The sequence below is a fragment of the Bacteroides sp. An269 genome (genome assembly GCF_002159755.1).
Classification (GTDB): domain Bacteria; phylum Bacteroidota; class Bacteroidia; order Bacteroidales; family Bacteroidaceae; genus Phocaeicola; species Phocaeicola intestinalis.
Genome location: NZ_NFJG01000068.1, coordinates 1 through 22,738, shown reverse-complemented (window position 1 = coordinate 22,738; position 22,738 = coordinate 1). Strand labels below are relative to the sequence as shown.

16 protein-coding genes are annotated in these 22,738 nt (G+C 46.5%); 9 read left to right on the top strand and 7 right to left on the bottom strand.

All coding sequences use genetic code 11. The features are described from left to right. Positions 1-108: 108 nt before the first annotated feature. From B5F71_RS12625 to B5F71_RS12615, 3 genes are read right to left on the bottom strand one after another with little or no spacing between them, the layout of a single operon-like run. Positions 109-2,052 (bottom strand): glycoside hydrolase family 97 protein, encoded by a 1,944-nt coding sequence (locus B5F71_RS12625; protein WP_087210863.1) that lies wholly within the window; start codon positions 2,050-2,052, stop codon positions 109-111. A 19-nt stretch (positions 2,053-2,071) separates the two neighbouring features. Next, complete coding sequence (locus tag B5F71_RS12620) at positions 2,072-4,453, bottom strand: glycoside hydrolase family 127 protein (protein ID WP_087210865.1); 2,382 nt, start codon at positions 4,451-4,453, stop codon at positions 2,072-2,074. 9 nt (positions 4,454-4,462) lie between these two features. Next, positions 4,463-6,028, bottom strand: coding sequence for a glycoside hydrolase 43 family protein (locus B5F71_RS12615; protein ID WP_239414037.1), 1,566 nt, complete (start codon positions 6,026-6,028; stop codon positions 4,463-4,465). 248 nt (positions 6,029-6,276) lie between these two features. Between B5F71_RS12615 and B5F71_RS12610 the strand changes: the two genes are divergently transcribed. Then, positions 6,277-7,998, top strand: coding sequence for a glycoside hydrolase family 43 protein (locus B5F71_RS12610; protein WP_191763237.1), 1,722 nt, complete (start codon positions 6,277-6,279; stop codon positions 7,996-7,998). A gap of 95 nt (positions 7,999-8,093) precedes the next feature. Here the strand turns inward: B5F71_RS12610 and B5F71_RS12605 are convergent, their stop codons facing one another. Continuing rightward, positions 8,094-9,107, bottom strand: coding sequence for an ATP-dependent 6-phosphofructokinase (locus B5F71_RS12605; protein WP_022040359.1), 1,014 nt, complete (start codon positions 9,105-9,107; stop codon positions 8,094-8,096). A 182-nt stretch (positions 9,108-9,289) separates the two neighbouring features. On the opposite strand from B5F71_RS12605, the gene B5F71_RS12600 reads away from it, so the two are divergent. The 5 genes from B5F71_RS12600 (at position 9,290) to B5F71_RS12580 (ending at position 17,202) form a co-directional block, all read left to right on the top strand. After that, entirely contained in the window at positions 9,290-10,795 is a 1,506-nt protein-coding gene (locus tag B5F71_RS12600; protein ID WP_087210860.1) for a GH3 auxin-responsive promoter family protein, read from the top strand. A 9-nt stretch (positions 10,796-10,804) separates the two neighbouring features. Continuing rightward, positions 10,805-12,727 (top strand): Ig-like domain-containing protein, encoded by a 1,923-nt coding sequence (locus B5F71_RS12595; protein ID WP_022040357.1) that lies wholly within the window; start codon positions 10,805-10,807, stop codon positions 12,725-12,727. Then, positions 12,724-13,530 (top strand): DUF3108 domain-containing protein, encoded by an 807-nt coding sequence (locus tag B5F71_RS12590; RefSeq protein WP_022040356.1) that lies wholly within the window; start codon positions 12,724-12,726, stop codon positions 13,528-13,530. The genes B5F71_RS12595 and B5F71_RS12590 overlap by 4 nt, the downstream gene beginning before the upstream one ends. Before the next feature lie 460 nt (positions 13,531-13,990). Then, the gene (locus B5F71_RS12585; protein WP_143269901.1) at positions 13,991-15,736 is read left to right on the top strand and encodes a hypothetical protein; all 1,746 of its coding nucleotides are present in this window, start codon (positions 13,991-13,993) and stop codon (positions 15,734-15,736) included. Positions 15,737-15,777: 41 nt separating this feature from the next. Next, positions 15,778-17,202, top strand: a complete 1,425-nt coding sequence (locus B5F71_RS12580) for a DUF5723 family protein (RefSeq protein WP_087210854.1) — start codon at positions 15,778-15,780, stop codon at positions 17,200-17,202. A 491-nt stretch (positions 17,203-17,693) separates the two neighbouring features. Here B5F71_RS12580 and cysS read toward each other — a convergent pair whose 3' ends face one another. Both cysS and purN read right to left on the bottom strand, forming a co-directional pair. After that, the gene (cysS, locus tag B5F71_RS12575; RefSeq protein WP_087210852.1) at positions 17,694-19,172 is read right to left on the bottom strand and encodes a cysteine--tRNA ligase; all 1,479 of its coding nucleotides are present in this window, start codon (positions 19,170-19,172) and stop codon (positions 17,694-17,696) included. 85 nt (positions 19,173-19,257) lie between these two features. Beyond that, positions 19,258-19,827 carry a phosphoribosylglycinamide formyltransferase gene (gene purN, locus B5F71_RS12570; protein ID WP_022040328.1) on the bottom strand — a complete coding sequence of 190 codons (570 nt, stop codon included), beginning with the start codon at positions 19,825-19,827 and terminating at the stop codon, positions 19,258-19,260. Between the two features lie 153 nt (positions 19,828-19,980). Here purN and B5F71_RS12565 point away from each other — a divergent pair, with 153 nt between their 5' ends. The 3 genes from B5F71_RS12565 to rnc are packed head-to-tail and all read left to right on the top strand — an operon-like array spanning position 19,981 to position 22,473. Continuing rightward, on the top strand, positions 19,981-20,217 hold the full coding sequence (locus B5F71_RS12565; RefSeq protein WP_022040329.1) for an acyl carrier protein: 237 nt from the start codon (positions 19,981-19,983) through the stop codon (positions 20,215-20,217). Between the two features lie 12 nt (positions 20,218-20,229). Further along, on the top strand, positions 20,230-21,495 hold the full coding sequence (gene fabF, locus B5F71_RS12560) for a beta-ketoacyl-ACP synthase II (RefSeq protein WP_022040330.1): 1,266 nt from the start codon (positions 20,230-20,232) through the stop codon (positions 21,493-21,495). Between the two features lie 3 nt (positions 21,496-21,498). Next, positions 21,499-22,473 (top strand): ribonuclease III, encoded by a 975-nt coding sequence (gene rnc / locus B5F71_RS12555; RefSeq protein WP_022040331.1) that lies wholly within the window; start codon positions 21,499-21,501, stop codon positions 22,471-22,473. Between the two features lie 80 nt (positions 22,474-22,553). Here the strand turns inward: rnc and B5F71_RS12550 are convergent. Further along, positions 22,554-22,738, bottom strand: a 185-nt coding sequence (locus B5F71_RS12550) for a hypothetical protein (protein ID WP_143269882.1), incomplete at its 5' end; no start/stop codon positions are given.

Genomic DNA, 22,738 nt, shown 5'->3' with positions numbered 1-22,738 from the left:
GCTCCTGTTCTTCGTCAGATAGCCCGCTATCTTCCTCATCACAGAAGCGGAAATGCCTCAAAAACTCATCCCAAATCATCGCACGATAAATTCAAAACAGCTTCTGAGTTATTTTACAATCAAAGCTCCTCCATTACATGGAATCATCAGTTCGATTTCGCCTTTTTTGTCCAGCTTCTGGGTTTTCACGCTTCCTTGCAGCTGGGCATCATCAGCATAAAGCGTCACTTCTTCTTTCGGGGAAAACATCGGCAAAGCTACTTTCACTTTCAACGGTTCTTTGCTGGCATTGATTCCAGCCACGTACCACGTTTCTCCGTGCCGACGTGCCAATATTACATACTTGCCGGGATAACCATCGATAAAACGCACTTCATCCCACAGCGTAGGTACTTTCTTCATAAAATCCACAGCCCATACAGGAGCATCGGTCAGATTATTAGGAGCCAAAGCAAAGTGCTGGACCGGACTTTGAAAAAGCACCGCTGTAGCAAGCGCAAACACATCCGATGTAACACGGCGGCTACCTCCCGGCTGATTCTTCGCATTGTAATACCGGTTCAATGTACTGCCTCCGAAATCCATACTACCTACGGTATTGCGGATAAACGGATGCAAGCAGGCATTAAAGGCTTCGGCATCACAACTTCCTTGCGAGAAGTTCATGTTCTCGCTTGCCAGTACAGCTTCACTTGCCGCATAATTAGGATACATCCGCTCCCATCCGCGAGGCAAGGTACATCCGTGAAAAATAACCAGCAGACCATAATCGTTGGCATCTGCCAGAATATCTTCATACAATTGCATAGTCACTTGTTTGTCGCTTCCTATAAAGTCCACTTTAATACCCCGGATACCGATGCTTTGCATCCATTTCATTTCCTTCCGACGGGAAATAATGTTGCTCATCTTGCCACGCGGACCTTGCGGAGCATCGTTCCAATAACCATTGGAATTATACCACAGATACAATGCCACATTCTTAGACTTGGCATAACGTGCCAGCTCTTCTATCTTTTCATATCCTACGCGCGAATCCCACAATGCATCAACCAGCACCGACTGGTATCCCATCGCCGCGGCAAAATCAATGTAACGCTTCTGCTCATCGTATGTCATGCTGGCATCACCTCCGATAATCCAGCTCCATGTGCCGCATCCGTACTGGTACTTCTGAGATGCTTCGTACAAGGGAGATACAAGGTCGAAAGCCACGGTAGTTTCAACTATAGGAGCCAGTGTTTTTCCCAAAGTGATGGTGCGCCAAGGTGTTTCGCCTGGAAGCGCAATTCCCGGAGCCGTTGTTCCATTGCCATTGTATTCGCCTTCTTGCGGATAACCTATCGTATACAGGCCACCCTCGTGCCCCATCAGCCTGCTGGCACAATAGCGACTATCTACTCCCGTTTCTGAAAGTAAGAGCCATCCCTTATCCATATATTTGAACAGGCACGGGAATGTATATCCCTCGCCCCAGCCATTCTTGCCCATCGTATCATCGACGGTATAAGAGGTCTCATAACTGGGCGAAGTACGTGCAAAGCCTCCCATCGGCTTGCTTTGCGGACAAAGGAAAGTAGTGCTTCCCTCAGGCAAGACGAAACCCGTAGCTTCCGAGCGCACCACACAACATAAGGTATTTTCCTTGGGATAGACGCGGTACTTGAAAGCCACGTCACGGTTGCTCACACGGAACACCACATCGCACACCTTCTTGCCCTGTTGCATGAACGGGCACACCACTTCAACCGCCTTATAGTCTACCCGGCTCTGCTTGATGGTGGGCAACGTATAGGTATCGCATACCGTATCCGCCTTGCACGTTCCCCCCAACGACATATCTTGAGTAAAATCGCCTATATTGGTCTCCAGACCCAAGGGAGAAGGTTCGAGAAACATGGTTCCGTCATACAACACTTGGTAAGAAGGCTTTCCGCCTTCATCGGATACCACCACTTGAATGTGTCCATCGGGACTGGCAAATTTCCAATCAGTAGCATAAACGGACAGGCAAGCCCCTAAGGCTGCAGTCAATAGCCATTGTCTTGTCATCATATAATTTCATTTAAAGTCATTCACCTTGTTCGTTAGTCACCAAACGGATAAAGAATACCCCTCCGGCTATTTTTCCGGGCTTGCTTTGGAACGTGAGAGTGATTTCTTTCTTACCCTGCAACGCATCGTCAGGAAGAGCATATTCAACATCCACGAACTCCTGCTTGTTCCATTTCCCTACCAGATTTTCAGAAGCAATCACCTTTCCATCTACCAAGATATCAAATTCCCGGTCGGCGGTTTCATTACCCCAATAAGTTATCAGCAAAGACATGTCAGACTTGCCCTCAGTAGAAAGTACATAACTGAAATAGCCTCCGTCTTTCGCATCACGCCACGCCTTGCCATTGAAATTTCCCTTTGTCGAGTTCTCGTTCTTCATTAAGTGGTCCGCTTCGGGCTGTTGTTCTCCCGTTGCTATGGCATCTACCGTCCGGCGGTCTAATGCAATACGCGCTTCTTCTTCGGCTTTCTGTTCGCTTTGATAATGTGCGTATTCAGTTTCGTCCATCGAAAGCCAATAAATCATATAACGGCTATCGTGAATGCCATAAAAGGGTTCGAGCACCAAATCCTTGTATTTGCCGGAACGGAACAGACCGGGAACCGTATAATGGAACGGCTTGCCTGCTACCGGACGCAAATGGTTTAACTTCTCTTCGATATCAGCCCGCTCTCCTATAAGAAAAGGAGTTTCGTAAACCGGAACCAAAGGTCCTGAAGCAATATGTCCCCACCGGCTATCGTCTGCCACCAGCCCGTCCAGATGGTCTGTACCTACCCGTGCACCCAATACAATCGGTCCGCGCAAGATGGCAACATATTCGGGCATATTCGGGAACTCTTCCAACTTAACATGCATCGGTGTACGGATTTCGACAACATCCCCGTCTTTCCATTCGCGGTCAATGCATACATACGAAGATGGTTCCGAACCGGCTGCATACTCTTTTCCGTTACACAACACCTGCATTTCCGAAGCCTTAACCCACCACGGATGGCGTACCAACATCTTGAAATGCCTGGGCTTGTCCACCGAAACCGTAAGCTTGCTTCCCTCTTCTGCCGGGAAACCTGTTTCCTGACGCAAGCGGATGCCTTCTTCTTTCCAGTTCAGTTCAGAAGCTATAAACAAATTGACAAACAATGAATCGTGTGTATGCGTATAGATGAATTCTCCATATTTGGCATGATTCTCCATACCGGTTCCTACACAGCACCACATCGCCTGATTAGGAGCCGAATAAACCCGGTAATGTGCCGGACGGGCAGATGTGAAATACACATATCCGCCGTGTTCGGGATGCTGGGTAGAAAGAATATGATTGTACAAAGCACGTTCGTAGAAGTCCACATAGCTAGCCTCGGGATGCATCCGGAACAAGCCCTCGGTCAGTTTCAGCATATTATTGGTATTGCATGATTCCGGACCTTCACGGTCTTCTATATAGCTCTTGCTATCGGTTTTCGCCACAAAATGCTCGCGCCGGCTATTGCCTCCGAATGCCAGCGAACGGTTTTCTACCACCGTATGCCAGAAGAACGATGCCGCATCCTCATACGTACGGTTATGGTCTAACTCGGCTATGCGTTGATATCCCACCGCTTTAGGCACTTGTGTATTGGCATGTTTGTTATCCAGATTGTCCACTCCCTTTGCCATGCTGTCCAGCAACCAATGATGAGAAAAACGTTTGGCCGTGTCCAGGTATTTTTTGTCTCCAGTCATCTGATAGGCATCGGCATATACTTCATCCATTCCGCCGAATTCCATATCCAGCATCTGCTCCATTTGCGCATCAGTAAGGGGCGAAACGACTCCAATACCCCAATCGCACAAATCCAGAAACATCTGTCTTGCCTCTTCATTGCCGGCATACATCCAGGCATCCCGAAGTCCGGCATAAAGCTTATGAAGGTTGTACCAAGGTACCCAGTATTTCCAAATCAAGGCCACGTTTCCTTTCCGTATCTCACTCCACAAAGCCTTTCCATTAGGAACACCGCCGATATAACCATCACCATTCTTCTCCTGGCAACGTTTCAATTCGGCTATCATATACTCCATACGCTGGCGGAATGCCTCATCACCTGTAGCAGCATAATGCATTGCCAGTGCCGAAAGATAATGTCCGCCTACGTGTCCGTCCAGTCCCGCCCAATTGGGGAACAATTCTCCTTTGGGAGGTAATCCTGCCTCTTTCAGAAAAGGAGCCAACAAGCGGTCTACATCATATTCCATCAATACCTTACCGTTCAAGTCCTGTGCATGCTTGAAAGGACCATCCAAGAGAGTCACCTCATTCAAGGCAAAAGTGTTCGGATACAACTTGTCTTGTGCCTGTAATCCTGAAAAACCTATCAAGCAGGCCATCAATGCCCATGCTTTCTTTTTCATAACCATTCTTTATCTTATTCGTTTATAATCGAAGAAATCCACATCTACATAGCCACCTGTCTGCTTTGTAGCATAATTGAATATCGCATATTTTGTCCCCATAAAGAAGCGGCGGTAATCGAATATCATCTTAAAATCGGAACCAATTTTCGTCCAGTCTTTCCCGTTCAGGCTATAATAGAAAGCAGCAATGTCTTTGCCTACCCGGAAATCTCCATCAATACGCAGGTAAACTACATCCTGTGTCAATTCCACACGCGCCTTTTCATCAGTCTCCACATGTGTCACCGCCTTGTCCGAATCGCGTAAAGCTACCACCTGTGACGACATCGTAAGGTATTTCTTTCCGCCTTCCATCACTACCGAAAGTACACCGGCATCGCCATTGAAAGCACTGAAACCTGCTACATCCCCTTCTTTCATATGAGACACATCGATAGACACACTTCCCGTACATTTCGGTCCTTCCATACGTTGGGTCAACGTATTCGGTGCCCAAAACAGGTTTTCTACCACCCGATGCGTCTTCAATCGTAAATAACCCGGACGTTCCGAAAGCGACCATGCTTCGTTTATCGGGTTATGGTTCCATTGCCAGTTGATTTTCATTTCCTGTTTTCCAAAATCGTCACTCACCACCAAGGGCAAGGCAGGACATCCTTGCACGGGTTTTTCCATGATTTCGGGTACACGGCCTTCCTCATTGCCCAGCATCGGCCATCCGTCTACCCAGCGGCAAGGCATCAGTGTAAGGACACGTCCCACACCTCCACGATCCTGGAAGATGACACCATACCAATTGCCCTTCTCATCATCCACAATGCATCCTTGTCCTACATACGGGAAACCGGCAAAGTCCGATTCCAATATTACTTTCTTTTCATAAGGACCGGTTATCTTATCGGCACGATAGCACACCTGACGACGCTTGCCTCCATTAGGCCACGAAATCATCAACAGATAATACTTTCCGTTGTATTTAATGGCACGGCTTCCTTCCAACAATCCGGTTTCGGTACTATCGCGCTCGAAGATTTTCATATCCACTCCTCCAGGCTGCACCCCTGTAAGGTCTGGCTTCAATTCGCGTAATTGCCCTGTTCCATAATAGATATATACACGTCCGTCATCGTCGAACAACAAAGACGCATCGTGGAAATGAGGCAAGCGGGAAACAAGTTCCCATTTCCCTTTCGGATCTGTAGTGGCATACACATATCCTTTATAGGGCTTGTCATTGGGCGAAAAATAAGCATAATATTTCCCATTGTGGTAACGGATTGAGGTGGCCCACTGCCCTCTTCCGTATGCAGTACATCCGTTCAGGTCATAATTCGGTGTATCGGTCAAACGGTCGAACAAATAACTGGCCGTCTCCCAATTCACCAAATCTTTAGAATGCATAATAGGTGCGCCCGGCATCAGATGCATCGTAGTGCTTACCAGATAAAAGTCGCTACCAACACGGATAACATCAGGGTCGGGCACATCACTCCACAACATCGGGTTAGTAAAAGTACCGTCACCATTATCGCTCGATTGAGCCCGGACTAAGCCGCAAAAAGGAATGCACATCATCAGTGCTACGAAAAACCTGCGTATTTTCATATCGTTATTAGTTATAAGTTTGCCTACAAATTTAAAAGAAAAAACAAACATCTCATACCCCAAAACTAAAGATATTCTGTAAGATGGTACATCTGAGCATGAAAATAATACAAGATGTAACATAGAGAATAAAATATGTAACATACGCAACAATCTTTTTCATCCCGACCTATTAACTTTGTAAACGACTATTCGACACTACTCATTATTATAATATAAACACCATGAAAAAAACATTAAGCTTATTGACGTGGGGCACGCTGAGCCTACTTGCATGCTCATGTGCCAGCAATCAAATGGAGGTTACTCCTGGTACTCCTGTATTCAGTAATTTCACCTATACAGGACAAGATGCCGTGTACGAACAGAATCCGCTCGCTTCCGACGAATTCTACACCCCCATCCTACAAGGATGTTACCCCGACCCCAGTATCTGCAAGAAAGGAAACGATTATTACCTGGTATGTTCTTCGTTTGCCATCAATCCGGGCGTACCTATTTTCCATTCGACCGACCTGGTCAACTGGAAACAAATCGGCCATGTGCTCGACCGCCCCTCGCAACTGAAGGTGGAAGACACAGGAATCAGTGCCGGCGTATATGCACCTACCATCCGCTATAATCCGAACAATGACACATTCTATATGATTACCACCCAGTTTGCCGGAGGGTTCGGAAACATCATCGTCAAGACCAAAGATCCGATGCAAGGCTGGAGCGACCCTATCAAGCTGAACTTTGAAGGCATCGACCCGTCTATCTTCTTTGATGATAACGGAAAAGCTTACGTAGTACACAATGATGCACCAGAGAAGGCACTGTATGAAGGACACCGCGTTATCAAGGTATGGGAATATGATGTAGAAAAAGACCAAATCGTTCCCGGAACAGATAAAGTGATAGTAAACGGAGGAGTAGACCTCTCGAAGAAACCTATCTGGATTGAAGCTCCACACCTGTACAAGAAAGATGGAAAATATTACCTGATGTGTGCCGAAGGAGGAACAGGAGGCATGCATAGTGAAGTAATATTTATCGGAAACAGCCCCAAAGGCCCGTTTACACCGGCTCCGGAGAACCCCATCCTGTCACAACGCCACCTGAATGCCGACCGTCCTGACAAAGTGGACTGGGCAGGACATGCCGACCTGGTGGAAGGACCTGACGGAAAATATTACGGAGTATTCCTTGCCATCCGTCCCAACAATGCCAATCAAGTAAACACAGGACGTGAAACCTTTATTCTTCCTGTCGACTGGAGCAGCACTTTCCCCGTATTCGAAGGAGGAATGGAACCTCTAAAGGCCAAGCTGAAAATGCCGGCAGGTGTCACCAACCAGACCGGACAAAACGGTTTCTTCCCGAACGGAAACTTCACCTATACTGAGGATTTCACTTCGGACACACTGGATTACCGCTGGGTAGGCATAAGAGGAGCACGCGAAAAATTCATCTCCACTTCGCCCAATGGCCTGACCATCAACCCATACGATGTAAACATCAAGGTAGTACAACCTACGTCTACCTTGTTCTATCGCCAGCAACACCTCAACTTTACGGCCACTACCACCCTGAACTACATTCCACGTTCGGAGACCGACCTGGCTGGTATTACATGTTACCAAAGCGAAGCCTTCAACTACGTGTTCGGCGTGACCAAGAAAGGAGAAGAAGACGTACTGGTATTGCAACGCACCGAAAAAGGAAACTCTACCGTGCTGGCAAGTACTCCGGTAAAGGAAACACGCCCCATCCTATTGCAGGTGAAAGCCACGGGCGACCAGTATACTTTCAGTTATTCTACAGACGGAAAGACCTTCCAGCCTGTAGGTGGAACCGTTTCGGGAGATATTCTTTCGACCAATGTGGCAGGTGGATTCACCGGTGCTATGATAGGACTTTACGCCACAACAGGCAATGATGCCACGGCACAATAAATAAGCATGGTGCGACACATATAGTTGCATCATGCCACGCACATAGCTTCATCGGGTTGCGCATATACTTCCGTTGCCCGATGAAGCTATGTGCATTATCCGAAGCATACGCCCATGCGTTTGCCCTGAATTATCAAATCGTTATCGGCAGTAACTAATTTCAACTTGCCCGCTACCTCCGACAAGGGAACAGACACTATCTCCGAACCCCGGAGCGCCACCATCCGCCCGAATTGCTTTTGAGCTATCAGTTCCGTAGCGTGCCCTCCCATACGGGTGGCAAGGGTACGGTCGAACGCCGTAGGACTTCCTCCGCGCTGGATATATCCCAACACCGTTTCACGTGTCTCAAAACCGGTCTCATACTCGATTTCCTCGGCTATGTATTGAGCAGCCTTTTTCCCGTTAAAGGTGGGAATACCTTCCGCTACCACCACAATCGAATAGGGTTTCCCTTTCTTCAACCGGTTGATGATGACATCACCTATATTATGTATATTGAACGGAAGTTCGGGAATCAGGATGATGTCACCCCCTCCTGCCATACCCGAATGAAGGGCTATCCATCCTGCCTTGTGCCCCATCACCTCGATTACCATCACACGCTGGTGCGAACTGGCGGTAGAGTGCAGACGGTCAATGGCTTCGGTGGCAATACTCACCGCCGAATCGAACCCGAACGAAATATCCGTACCGAACACATCATTATCAATAGTCTTGGGTATCATCACCACATTCACTCCGGCTTTGGCAAGCATGGCCGCCGTATTCTGCGTGCCGTTTCCTCCGATACAGACCAGGCACTCAAGCCCGTGGTCATGAATCGTCTTCAGCAATGCCGCAGGCCTGCTATCGGAAAGCGAAAACCCACGGTCTTTCCGGAAAGGCTTCACACGTGAAGTACCCAGCACCGTGCCCCCCATCGTAAGCAATCCGCCCAACGAATTCTCTGTAAGCTGGATTACATCATCGTCCAGCAATCCCCGAAAACCATTGTGGATACCATATACTTCCATTCCATAATAACTGATAGCCGTCTTGCAAACGCCTCTGATGGTAGCGTTTATGCCCGGACAATCACCTCCTGCCGTTAAAATTCCGATTCTCATAACCTTCAAAATTTGTCTTCGTGTGGTAAAGTTATAAGAAAAAAGTGTAGATTTGTCTTTTCTAACACAAAAATACACCACAAATACAAGAAATAGGCTAACTTTGCAGCGTTTCAATAGCACAAGAAAGACGCTTCGGACACACTAGTCCTGTATGCGTGTGCCATAAAAAAGGAATACCAATGGTTTCAACAAAGTTAATCGAAAAGTTGTTTGTTTCCCGCCAAAAGGAAATAGATTGCTATAACACACAAGCCGAAGCCATTCAAGACAGAGTTTTCCACAAGCTGGTCGAGAATGCTTCTGATACGGAATGGGGGAAAAAATACGATTATGCCCATATCCGGACATACGCTGATTTCCAGCGGGTACCGGTCCAGACCTACGAAGACGTGAAAGGCTATGTAGACCGTATGCGCCATGGCGAAAAAAACGTGCTGTGGCCCGGACGTGTCATCTGGTATGCCAAATCATCGGGCACTACCAACGATAAGAGCAAGTTCATCCCCGTAAGCAAAGACGGATTACGGCACGTCCATTATCAAGGCGGAACCGATGCCGTAGCTCTCTACCTGCGCTCGAATCCGGAAAGCAAGTTCTTTTCGGGCAAAGGACTGATACTGGGAGGAAGCCACAGCCCGAATTACAATGTAAAGGACAGCTTGGTAGGCGACCTTTCTGCCATCCTGATACAAAACATCAACCCGCTGGTGAACCTTATCCGCGTGCCCAGCAAGGAAATTGCCCTGCTAAGCGAATTTGAAGAAAAGGTGGAACGCATTGCCGAAACTACCATCCATGAAAACGTGACGAACCTTTCGGGAGTACCCTCGTGGATGCTTGCCGTCATCAAGCGCATTCTGGAGAAAACCGGTGCCAAACATCTCAACGAAGTCTGGCCCAACCTGGAAGTATTCTTCCACGGAGGAGTATGCTTCACACCTTACCGTGAACAATATAAACAGCTCATCCCGTCCGACAAGATGCACTACATGGAGACCTACAACGCCAGCGAAGGTTTCTTTGGCTTGCAAAACGACCTGTCCGACCCTGCAATGCTTCTGATGATAGACTACGATGTATTTTACGAATTCATCCCACTGGAAGAAATAGACAATCCGCATCCCACCATCGTACCCTTGACTGGCATAAAAACGGGACGTAACTATGCCATCGTCATCAGTACTTCGTGCGGCTTATGGCGGTATATCCTGGGTGACACGGTAAAGTTTACCCAAAAAGACCCGTATAAATTCATCATCTCCGGACGTACCAAGCATTTCATCAATGCTTTCGGCGAGGAACTGATGGTGGACAATGCCGAAAAAGGACTCGCCAAGGCATGTGACGCTACAGGTGCACAAGTCCTGGAGTACTCGGCGGCTCCGGTCTTTATGGACGCCAATGCCAAATGCCGCCATCAATGGCTGATTGAGTTCAGCGTGATGCCCGACTCGCTGGATAAGTTCCGTCACGTGCTCGACCGCTCTTTGCAGGAAATCAATTCCGACTATGAAGCCAAACGGCATAAAGACATCACTTTACAGGAACTGGAAATCATCGTGGCACGCCCCAACTTGTTCCACGACTGGTTAAAGCAAAAAGGAAAGCTGGGAGGACAACACAAGGTGCCCCGCCTGAGCAACAACCGCGACTATATAGAAGAAATGTTGAAACTTAATTCGTAAACTTATTGCATGAAGCCCATACCCAAATACCTTGCCCTGTTACTGATTATCATCGGATTTTACGCCTGTGCCAGCACGGGGTCGCCCGATGGAGGTCCTTACGATGAAGAGCCTCCCAAGTTTGTACGTGCCACACCGGCTCCGAATGCCATCAATAACACCCGTAAGAATGTATCCATCGAATTCGATGAATTCATCAATTTGGAAAATGCTTCGGAAAAAGTCATCATCTCTCCCCCACAGCGCGAACAACCCGAAGTAAAAACCAGCGGGAAACGGGTCGTGGTGAAGTTTATCGACTCACTAGTGGCAAATACTACGTATACCATCGACTTCGGAGATGCCATTGTAGACAATAATGAAGGCAATCCGTTGGGACTATTCTCGTATGCCTTTTCTACCGGCCCCGAAATAGATACCATGGCGGTATCGGGCACCGTGCTCAATGCCGAAAACCTGGAACCTATAAAAGGTATACAGGTTGGATTACATAAGAATTTGAACGACACCGCTTTCACCAAGCTCCCGTTCGACCGTATATCGCGCACCGACAGCCGCGGACAGTTCACCATCCGGGGAATCGCACCGGGCAAATACCGCATTTATGCCTTGCAGGACGGAAACCAGAACTACATGTACGACTCAAAGACCGAAACCGTGGCATGGTCCGACTCACTCATTATCCCAAGTATGGCACCTGCTTTACGTCACGACACAGTATGGAACGAAATCGATACTACACACATCGATACCATATACGAAGTACATTATACCCGCTTTATGCCCGATGACATCATGATGCGTGCCTTTAAGCAGGAAAGTTCATTACAATACCTTGCCAAGAGCGAACGTCCAGACACCAAGAAATTCGCTCTTTATTTCAGTGCGAAAGCCGACACCCTGCCCACATTGAGAGGACTGGACTTCGACGAGAAACAGCTCATCGTGGAAGCAAACCAACGGAACGACAGCATCACCTATTGGGTGAAAGACACTACGTTATGCGAGCGCGACACCCTGACCATCGAACTGAAGTATCTGGAAACTGATACATTAGGAAAACTGGTACCCACTACCGACACCCTGCGTATGATAAATAAGATTCCGCGTGAACGCCGTCTGGCAATGAAAAAAGAAGCTGACGAAAAAGCAGAAAAAGAACGCAAGAAGAAAGAAAAGAAAGGTGATACCATCGTAGTGGAAACTCCATTCCTCACCATGAACGTAGACGCGCCTTCTGAACTGGATATCAACCGTAACATCGTCTTGAGTTTTGAAGAGCCGGTGGAAAACATCGACACAACGGCTATCCACATGCAGACGATGGTAGACTCGGTATGGCAAGACACACCTTTCATTTTTATGGCCGACACCATCGCTCCAAGGCGTTATGAAATACTTGCCAATTGGCAACCCGGACAAGAATACCAGCTTACCATAGATTCACTCGGCTTCAAAGGTATCTACGGACTTTATACCAACAAAGTGGAAAATAAGCTGAAAGTAAAGACCACTGATGCATACGGCACGCTCTACCTCAATATTGTGGGAGCCGGACCGCATGCCATCGTACAACTATTAAACAACAGCGATGCAGTAATACGCCAGCAACCTGTTTCCGAAAAAAACACGTGCGACTTTTACTTCCTGCAACCCGGAACGAAATATTACATCCGCTTGTTTAATGATACAAACAACAATGGCAAATGGGATACAGGAAACTACGACGAGAAACTGCAACCTGAAGAGGTATTCTATTTCCCGAAAACCTGGGAAATGAAAGCAAATTTCGAGTTTGAAGAAACCTGGAACATTCACGCTATTCCGCTAGACAAACAAAAACCAAACGAAATAAAGAAGCAAAAACCCGACGAAGCAAAAAAAATTAAAGACCGAAACAAAGAAAGAGCCAAAAACCTAGGACGAACATGATAAAGAAAATCTTACTCTGCCTGTGCTTGCTGACAGGAAGCCTGGCGATAAAAGCCCAATGCGGTGCCGTAAACAATGCCATCCAGCCGGGTGAAACATTGCATTATGAACTGAAGTTCAACTGGAAATTCATCTGGTTCAACGTGGGCTGGGCAAAAATGAGCGTCAACGAAGCCACCTACAACGGACGATCCTGCTTGCGTACCGACTTGAACTCTTATACGAATAAAAGATTCGACCGATGGTTCAAGATGCGTGATACGCTGACCTGTATCACCAGCCAACAGTTGGAACCGCTCTATTTCCGTAAAGGAGCCGAAGAAGGAAAGCGATACACCGTAGACGAAGTGAAATTCAGTTATAAGAATGGAAAGTGCATCGTTGACCAACAACGCACCCTACGAGGCGTCACTACCCCCAAGCACGATGAAATGGATGTCTGTGTCTACGACATGTTGAGCATCCTGCTGCAGGCACGTTCGTACGACCCTACCGACTACAAAGTAGGCATGAAAATCCTCTTCTCAATGGCTACCGGAAAAGCAGTGGAAAAGCAGACCCTTATTTACCGGGGCAAGGAAAACTTCACATCAGAAAACGGCACGACTTACCGTTGCCTGGTATTCTCATTGGTAGAATATGTCGACAATAAGGAAAAAGAAGTCATTACTTTCTTCGTCACCGATGACCTGAATCACCTGCCCGTACGGCTTGACATGTATCTTAATTTCGGTTCGGCAAAAGCCTTCCTGACCGAAATAAAAGGAAACCGTCATCCGTTGACATCCATTGTAAAAAAATAAAATATGAATACGAATATCCACAATTAGCCAATACCCTGAAAACGAAGATATACTGCATAAGCCATTCCAGTTAACTGCTATAGCCTACGAAGATAACTGAAACGGCAAAGTAAGTATATATTCATTTTGCACACCATTATTCTGGCTAATTGCGGACATTCACATGTCTATTAGGACATAAAGCGGTAGAGACATAGCAGACGCAACATCTTCTCCTTATTCTTAAACATTGATTTGCTACAACTCTACACCGATTTCCCATCAAATCACATACTTCCAACCTACTTTAAAAGCAAAATTGTTCTATCAAAAAATCATCTACACTCTCAAAATATCCCAATTTTGCTTTAAATCCCTAAGAATAAACAGGTTATCAAACTGTTCTTTTTTTTCTAAAATGTGTTCGTTTACACAACTTTTTCGGTAATTTTGCACCGAATTAACTTATACAATCAGAAATATGACAAACAGAGGTTTAAAAATTAACACACTTCGAGGACTATTCGCATTGTCCCTGTTAGGCATTACCGCATGTGTCGACAATGCTTACGACTTGAGCAAAGACGTAGACATGACCATTACGGTAGGTGGAGAAAACTTAAGCATTCCGGGCAGCAATACGGATTCTATCACATTAGAAAAAATTTTCGATCTTGACCCGGAAAGTGATGTACAGGCTGATGCTGACGGCAATTATGCATTAACCATGAATGGAGAAGGCTCTGAATCAACGGTAAATGTAGAAAATGTAACCATTGAAGGAGACCAAATCGCCACAGAAGCTTCTACTACGACTTTGGATTTCGAGTATGTACCTAGCCAAAATGCAGAAGCTGAGGTAAACGACCATACTTCTTTCCATGTGAATAAAACAGATGTTACGACAGATGTTACTGCACTCTATTATTCAGATGTTACATCTACTTCTTCCTTGAACATAAAGTTCAGTGGAAATGCCCGTCAGATGCACCTTGCAGAAGGATTTAAAATTACTTTCCCTTCTTACCTGACTATCAGCAGTGATGGAGACTCACGTTTTCTGATAGAAGGCAATACACTGACTTTTACCGAAGATGTACCTGTCAGAAGCGGTGAAACATTATCAGTCCCGGTATCAGTTACCGCTATCAATTTCGAAAGCATGGGTGATAACGAAGGTTTGATAGCACCGGGCCATCTGGTTATTAATGGAGATATACCGGTAGAAGGACGCGCTTACCTGAGAGCGGAAGACTTCCTTACCCAGCAAAATGTACAATTAACGCTAGATACCGAGCTGGATATCGACAATATTGAACTGACAGAAGTTACGGCGATGGTAGACCCACAGGTAGACATTACCATTGACCCGGTAACCGTCAACGACCTGCCCGAATTCCTGCAAGACAATGAAGTAAGAATCGACATGACCGACCCGAAGATTTATCTCTATGTAAGTAATGAATCACCGGTTGCAGTCAACTTTACTGCCGACCTCATGCCGTACAAAGAAACACAACTTTTGCACACCATCGCACTGGGTAACAAAGAAAACGGAACAGAAGAGATTATCATCCCTGCCAATCGTACCGATTACGTCATCTGCCTGCACCGCCTGAGTGATGACGCCGGAATTACGGCTGACGAAATCATTACCGTTTCCAATCTGAATGACCTTGTGGAAACCATTCCTGATGAAATCCGGATTGAAAACATCGAAGCCACAGCCGTACAAGAACGCATTACCATGACCCTGGGTAGAGACTACACCGTCAAGACAGACTATAATGTCGTAGCACCTTTGCAATTCAACAACGGTACAGAAATCGTTTATAACGATCAAATGGATGGCTGGAACAGTGATATGGAAGACTTGGATGTACGGCACGCCGAAATCTCATTGGATGCGACAAATACCATTCCACTAGGCATGACCATGACAGCAAATGCCATCGACCGCGACGGCAATGTAATGGATGAAATCACTGCTACAGTAGAGGGCAATATCACTGCCGGAACTCCAGAGAATCCTTCTTCCAGCAAACTGACTATACGCCTGGAATCTCATGCTGACGGAGCATTGAAGAACATGGACGGTATCTCATACCGAGTAGTAGCCGAAGTTCCTACCGAAGTACAAGGCCAAGTACTGAACGAAAAACAAGCGTTGGTACTCGACAATGTAATCATTACCGTCAGAGGTGGAATTACCGTAGACTTAAATTAACACAAACAGCTATTCAATATTCGTAAGTAAGATAGACATTTATGAAAAAAATACATAAACTTTTAACCGTAGCTGCCGTAGCAGGCTCATGCCTGACTGTCTCGGCACAAGCTTTACACTCCGGATACTTCCTTGAAGGATACAGCTATCGTCACCAATTGAATCCGGCATTCGCTGGAGAACGCAACTACATCAGCATCCCTGCTTTAGGTAATATCAATATCGGGACACAGGGAAATATCGGCGTAGGCACATTCTTATTCCCCCAAAACGACCAACTGACTACGTTCATGCATTCCAGCATCAACGGACAAGACTTCTTAGGCGAACTGAAAGACAAAAACCGTCTCAGCGCCAATATCAACATGACGTTGCTCGCAGCCGGATTCCATGCATGGGGCGGATTTAATACGGTAGACATCAACTTGCGTTCAAATACAAGCATGAACCTTCCGTACGACTTGTTCGCCTTTATGAAAATGGGTATGACAGGAAGTGAGACACACTATGATATAGGTGACTTGGGCATCCAGTCGAACAATTACATAGAACTGGCATTCGGACACTCACGCAAGATTAACGACAAACTCAACGTGGGCGGTAAATTAAAGTTCCTGTTGGGTGCCGCCAACCTCAGCCTGAAAATGACCGATATGGATGTCACCTTGAGCCAAGACAAATGGATGGTAAAAGCCAATGGTGAGATGAGTGCTTCATTGAAAGGCCTGACTATGCCTACGAAAGCCGAAAGCGGAAGAAACGTTGACAATGCCAGCCAACGTGACTTGATAGACTGGGACAATATGGACGTAGACAGCCCGGGACTGAGCGGTTTCGGTATGGCTATCGACTTGGGTGCTACCTATAAGGTGATGGACGACTTGACCGTATCTGCCGCATTGCTCGATTTCGGCTTCATGTCATGGAACAATACGATTAAAGCAGCTACCAGCAACGCTCCGTGGGAATTCGACGGATTCCAAAACATCGCGGTCGACTCTGAATTGGGCGACGATGACCCCAACTCATTGGAAAGCCAACTGGACGCTATCGGAAAAGACCTGGAAGACTATGCCAGCTTCCACCGTACGGAAAACGGAGTGAAACGTACCGCCATGCTGGGCGCCACACTGAATATTGGTGCGGAATATGCGTTCCCTCTTTACAAGAAACTCCATTTCGGTTTCTTGTCGTCTACACGCATCAACGGCAAGTATAGCTGGTCGGAAGGACGTATCTCGGCAAACGTAGCACCCATCAAATGGTTTGATGCCGGTGTCAACTATGCGATTTCTTCATTCGGCTCTTCATTCGGATGGTTGCTGAACTTTCATCCACGTGGATTCAACTTCTTCATTGGTATGGACCACTTGATGGGTAAAGTCACCCCGCAGTTCATCCCTGTCAAGAGCGGAAATATGAACGTCAGCTTAGGCTTTAACGTAACTTTTGGAGATCGGAAATGACCTGAAAGGAAATGAACAAATTCTGATTAATGAATACCTGCAATTTACAGGAATAAAAAAAGAGGGGGTGCATGGACATTCCCTCTTTTTCGTTACATGGTTTCTTTATTTAAACAGCATCAAAATGTGCATTTTGTTGATGCTATCATAGAGAACCCAGACCACACAAGAATACACAAAGAAACACAGAAGAATAGGTCAATAAACAATATGCTAATGTGAAAATAAATTAGCACATTGCCATATTATTCATTGGCACATTAAAATAGAATCTGTGTCCGTCTGTGTCTTTCTGTGTTCCATTAAAATGCACAATTTCATACCGCGCATGGTATAACATCAATAAGTCCATCCGCTGTAAGATTATTAATCTTCAGGCTGCAAGATTATTAATCTTACAAGCGGAAGATTAATAATCTTACACCAGACGAAGTTATCTGCGCTAATCTGCGTTTCAGCCAATCAAATTGCTTTAATCTGTGGTGGAAACCTTACTTGTTCAGCCTCCAGGTAAACCCGTCTTTTGTATCTTTTACCTCGAAACCTAATGCAGCAAGGCTATCGCGAATCTTATCACTTGTTGCCCAGTCTTTGTTGGCTTTGGCTTTCATGCGTTCTTCCAGCAACATGTCTACCACCTTGCTGAAGGCTTCCTCGCGGGCGGCATTGTTCTCACCTTCTGCCTTCAATCCCAAAATATCGAACGCGAACAGGTGGAATACGCTCTTCAGTTCCTCCAAGTCGGCGGCACTGATGGTCGCTTTCTTATCCAGTACGGTGTTGATCATGCGGATGCCGTCGAAGAGGTGCGAGATGACAATCGGTGTGTTCAGGTCATCGTTCATCACTTCGTAGCATTTCTCACGCAAGCCGGCAGGCTCGATACCTGAAGTAGAAGCGGACGGCGTGATGCGCTCGAGGTTCTTGATGCCTTCCAGCAGGCGTTCCAAGCCCTTCTCGGCTGCTTGCAAGGCTTCGTTGCTGAAGTCCACCGTGCTGCGGTAATGCGCTTGCAGGATGAAGAAACGGATGGTCATCGGCGAATACGCTTGGGCAAGGAGCTTGTTCGAGCCGGTAAAGAACTCTTCGAGCGTAATGAAATTACCCAACGATTTGCCCATCTTCTGCCCGTTGATGGTAATCATGTTGTTGTGCATCCAATAGCGTACCATGGGATGTCCTTCGGAAGCCACGGCTTGCGCGATTTCGCATTCGTGGTGCGGGAAGATAAGATCCATGCCTCCTCCGTGTATATCGAATGTCTCGCCCAGATACTTGCGTCCCATCGCGGTACATTCGCAATGCCAGCCGGGGAAACCGTCGCTCCATGGCGAAGGCCAGCGCATGATGTGTTCGGGCTGGGCACATTTCCACAGGGCGAAGTCGGCCGGGTTATGCTTTTCCTGCTGCCCGTCCAGTTCGCGGGTGGTATTGATGACATCATCCAGGTTGCGTCCCGAAAGCACGCCATAATGGTGATCTTTGTTGTATTTTGCCACATCGAAGTACACCGAACCTTGGCTTTCATAGGCATATCCGTTTTTCAGGATTTCCTCTACCAGCTTGATTTGCTCGATAATGTGTCCCGAAGCGTGCGGCTCGATGCTGGGTGGAAGCACATTGAGGGCTTCCATCGCCTTGTGGTAGCGGAGCAGGTAATACTGCACCACCTCCATCGGCTCCAGCTGTTCCAGCCGTGCTTTCTTGGCAATTTTGTCTTCTCCTTCATCGGCATCGTGCTCCAGATGGCCCACATCGGTAATGTTGCGCACATAACGCACTTTATAGCCCAGATGTTGCAGGTAACGGAACAGGATATCAAAGGTAATGGCAGGACGTGCGTGTCCCAAATGAGGGTCTCCGTAAACAGTAGGACCGCATACATACATTCCCACATGAGGAGCGTGTAAAGGAACAAACGATTCCTTCCGGCGGTTCAACGTATTGTAAATAACCAGTTTATTTTCCATATTTCTAGCTTTATTAAGGCCACAAAAATAACGAAAAAGAAAATAGATACCAAAGAAAAAAACAGGATTCGTTCAAAGACATTTTTTACACATGCTGCCGCACCAGCTTCTCAATCACCTCCGGATAATAGCGGTACTCCAACTGATGCACACGTGCAGCCAAACGTTCGGGCGTATCATCAGGCAACACTTCGCATCGTGCCTGAAAGATATAATCCCCCTCGTCATAACGTTCGTTGACATATTGTATCGTTATGCCGCTTTCCTTTTCTCCTGCCGCCAACACTGCTTCATGTACATGCATGCCATACATGCCTTTCCCACCGAACTTAGGCAACAATGATGGATGGATGTTTACAATACGGCAGGGCCAAACCCGCAAAATATCTTCTGGAATACGCAACAAAAAGCCGGCAAGTACAATAAAATCAACTTCATACCCGCGTAGCACTTCCAGCGCCTCTCCCGAAGCAAATCCGGCAGAAGTTACCACCCGGCACGGCACTCCCAACCGTTCGGCACGTTTGATAACTCCAGCAGTAGTACGTGATGCAATGACAATTTCTACGCTTACTTCCTCTTTCTCTTCAAAATAACGGATGATCCGCTCGGCATTCGTTCCTTCACCCGATGCCAAAATTGCTATTTTCTTCATATTTTTACCTGTTTTCGTGCACAGAATATATAAAAATGTGCAAAGAGAATGCATTTATTTGCCCGAATATTTGTATAGAACGAGAAATATTTATTCCTTTGCACCGAAAATTAAACAAAATTATTCTATTTATAAACTTAAAACAAGAAAATTATGTCTGAAATCGCATCAAAAGTACAGAAAATCATCGTTGATAAACTGGGTGTAGAAGAATCAGAAGTTACTCCGACCGCTAGCTTTACTAACGATTTGGGTGCAGACTCTTTGGATACTGTAGAACTGATCATGGAATTCGAAAAAGAATTCGGTATTTCTATTCCTGACGACCAGGCAGAAAAAATCCAGACTGTAGGAGACGCTATCTCTTATATCGAAGCTAACGCAAAATAAGTAATTCTGTTTATGGAATTAAAAAGAGTAGTAGTAACAGGTCTTGGTGCAATTACTCCGGTAGGAAATACGGTTCCAGACTTTTGGAACAACCTGCTGAACGGAGTAAGCGGAGCAGGACCTATTACTCATTTTGATGCATCCAAATTCAAGACTCAGTTCGCTTGTGAGGTAAAAAACTTCAATGCCACTGATTTCATCGACCGCAAAGAAGCCCGTAAAATGGACTTATATACCCAGTATGCGGTAGTAGCAGCCAAAGAAGCAGTAACCGATGCGGGTCTTGATGTGGAAAAAGAAGACTTGAACAAAATCGGAGTCATTCTGGGCGTAGGTATCGGAGGTATACATACGTTCGAAGAAGAAGTAGCCGGATACGAAAAGACCAAAGATACCATCGGTCCTAAATTCAATCCGTTCTTTATTCCTAAAATGATTGCCGACATCGCTTCCGGACAGATTTCCATCATGTACGGATTCCACGGACCGAACTTTACCACGACTTCTGCATGCGCTTCTTCTTCGAATGCCATCGCAGATGCGTTCAATTATATCCGCTTGGGCAAAGCCAACATCATCGTGACCGGTGGTGCCGAAGCTGCTATCTTCCCTGCTGGTGTAGGAGGTTTCAATGCCATGCATGCCCTTTCTACCCGCAACGATGACCCGCAACGTGCCTCACGCCCGTTCAGCGGAAGCCGTGACGGTTTTGTCATGGGTGAAGGTGCAGGATGCCTGATTCTGGAAGAGCTGGAACATGCCAAAGCACGCGGAGCCAAGATTTACGCGGAACTTGCCGGCGTAGGCGCTTCGGCAGATGCTTATCACCTGACAGCTTCCCATCCTGAAGGATTAGGAGCCAAACTGGTGATGATGAACGCATTGGAAGATGCCGGTATGAAACCGGAAGATATCGACTATATCAATGTACACGGGACTTCTACCCCTGTAGGCGATGTTTCTGAAGTGAAAGCCATCAAAGACGTGTTCGGAGAACATGCCTACAAGCTGAACATCAGTTCTACCAAATCCATGACCGGACACCTGCTGGGCGCAACCGGAGGAGTAGAAGCCATCGCCTGCGTACTGTCTGTTAAGAATGACATTGTACCCCCGACCATCAACCACGAAGAAGGAGATAACGATGAAAACATCGACTATACCCTGAACTTTACTTTCAACAAGGCACAGGAACGTACCGTCCGTGCAGCCTTGAGCAATACATTTGGTTTCGGTGGACACAATGCATGTGTAATCATTAAAAAATACACTGAATAAACTGTGTTTGGCAATATAACAGATAAGATAAGACTCCTCTTCCGCAAGGACAAGGAGCCTTATCTTTGTTTTTACCGAATGACCGGATTCTATCCGCGGAACATTGACATCTACAAACAAGCATTGCTGCATAAATCGTCTTCCATCAAAAACGAGAAAGGACGTGTGCTGAACAACGAACGACTGGAGTTCTTGGGTGATGCCATTCTGGATGCCGTGGTAGCTGATATTGTATACAAAAAGTTTGAAGGTAAGCGCGAAGGATTTCTGACCAATACACGTTCGAAAATCGTACAACGGGAAACACTCAACCATGTGGCGGTACAAATCGGACTGGATAAACTGGTAAAGTTCACCACCCGCCAATCTTCTCACAACAGTTATATGTGTGGCAATGCTTTCGAAGCTCTGATTGGTGCACTATATCTGGACCGGGGCTATCGCGCCTGTAAGAAGTTTATGGAAGAACGCATCATCAACCAATATTTGAATCTGGACAAAATTTCACGCAAAGAAGTCAATTTCAAGTCTAAGCTTATTGAGTGGAGCCAGAAAAACAAGTTCGAAGTAACCTTCAAACTGGTCAATCAGTCGGTAGACGAAGAACAAAACCCCGTGTTCAACACACAAATATTGGTAGAAGGTATTCCTGCCGGAAACGGGAAAGGATATTCCAAAAAAGAATCACAGCAAGAAGCTGCCCACGAGACCCTGCAGAAAATAAAGAATGACCCTCAATTCATAGATGCGATTTTTGCATCAAAAGCCGAAAGAGAGAAAGACACAGAACCGGTGTATACAGAAGATTCTCCCAGCGTAATGGAGACCAACGAGGATCAAACCATTGATGTCCGGGAAGAACTCATAACAGAACGCTATGATGATACGGAACGCATCATAGCAGAAGCGGAAGAAGCCGCATTCAAAGAAGAAATTCAAGAAAAGACATCAGCCGATTCCGAAGAGGAACGCATATAGATTCATCGGCCTACGGATATATCATCATCACTTCATGAAGATATATCCGTAAGCCGATGAAAGCTATATCAATCCAACCTCTACAACGGCTTATACTCTACAAAAGCCTCCATCGCCTCGTAGCAGGCAAGCCCCAATTTGTCGTAAAGTGAAGCGGTGCCACGGTTGCGGTCCTCGCTGCGTTGCCAGAAGAGGCGCTCGTCATTGCCCAGGAACGGGGCACTCTCCATCTGAGACTGGTGCTTCAGGATGGAATTCCGTTTCG

What these genes read in the sequence shown, in the direction of transcription:
- B5F71_RS12625 (WP_087210863.1), bottom strand. Translation starts at nt 2,052, where the DNA reads ATGACAAGACAATGGCTATTGACTGCAGCCTTAGGGGCTTGCCTGTCC.
- B5F71_RS12620 (WP_087210865.1), bottom strand. Translation starts at nt 4,453, where the DNA reads ATGAAAAAGAAAGCATGGGCATTGATGGCCTGCTTGATAGGTTTTTCA.
- B5F71_RS12615 (WP_239414037.1), bottom strand. Translation starts at nt 6,028, where the DNA reads ATGTGCATTCCTTTTTGCGGCTTAGTCCGGGCTCAATCGAGCGATAAT.
- B5F71_RS12605 (WP_022040359.1), bottom strand. Translation starts at nt 9,107, where the DNA reads ATGAGAATCGGAATTTTAACGGCAGGAGGTGATTGTCCGGGCATAAAC.
- B5F71_RS12600 (WP_087210860.1), top strand. Translation starts at nt 9,290, where the DNA reads ATGGTTTCAACAAAGTTAATCGAAAAGTTGTTTGTTTCCCGCCAAAAG.
- B5F71_RS12595 (WP_022040357.1), top strand. Translation starts at nt 10,805, where the DNA reads ATGAAGCCCATACCCAAATACCTTGCCCTGTTACTGATTATCATCGGA.
- B5F71_RS12590 (WP_022040356.1), top strand. Translation starts at nt 12,724, where the DNA reads ATGATAAAGAAAATCTTACTCTGCCTGTGCTTGCTGACAGGAAGCCTG.
- B5F71_RS12585 (WP_143269901.1), top strand. Translation starts at nt 13,991, where the DNA reads ATGACAAACAGAGGTTTAAAAATTAACACACTTCGAGGACTATTCGCA.
- B5F71_RS12580 (WP_087210854.1), top strand. Translation starts at nt 15,778, where the DNA reads ATGAAAAAAATACATAAACTTTTAACCGTAGCTGCCGTAGCAGGCTCA.
- cysS (WP_087210852.1), bottom strand. Translation starts at nt 19,172, where the DNA reads ATGGAAAATAAACTGGTTATTTACAATACGTTGAACCGCCGGAAGGAA.
- purN (WP_022040328.1), bottom strand. Translation starts at nt 19,827, where the DNA reads ATGAAGAAAATAGCAATTTTGGCATCGGGTGAAGGAACGAATGCCGAG.
- B5F71_RS12565 (WP_022040329.1), top strand. Translation starts at nt 19,981, where the DNA reads ATGTCTGAAATCGCATCAAAAGTACAGAAAATCATCGTTGATAAACTG.
- fabF (WP_022040330.1), top strand. Translation starts at nt 20,230, where the DNA reads ATGGAATTAAAAAGAGTAGTAGTAACAGGTCTTGGTGCAATTACTCCG.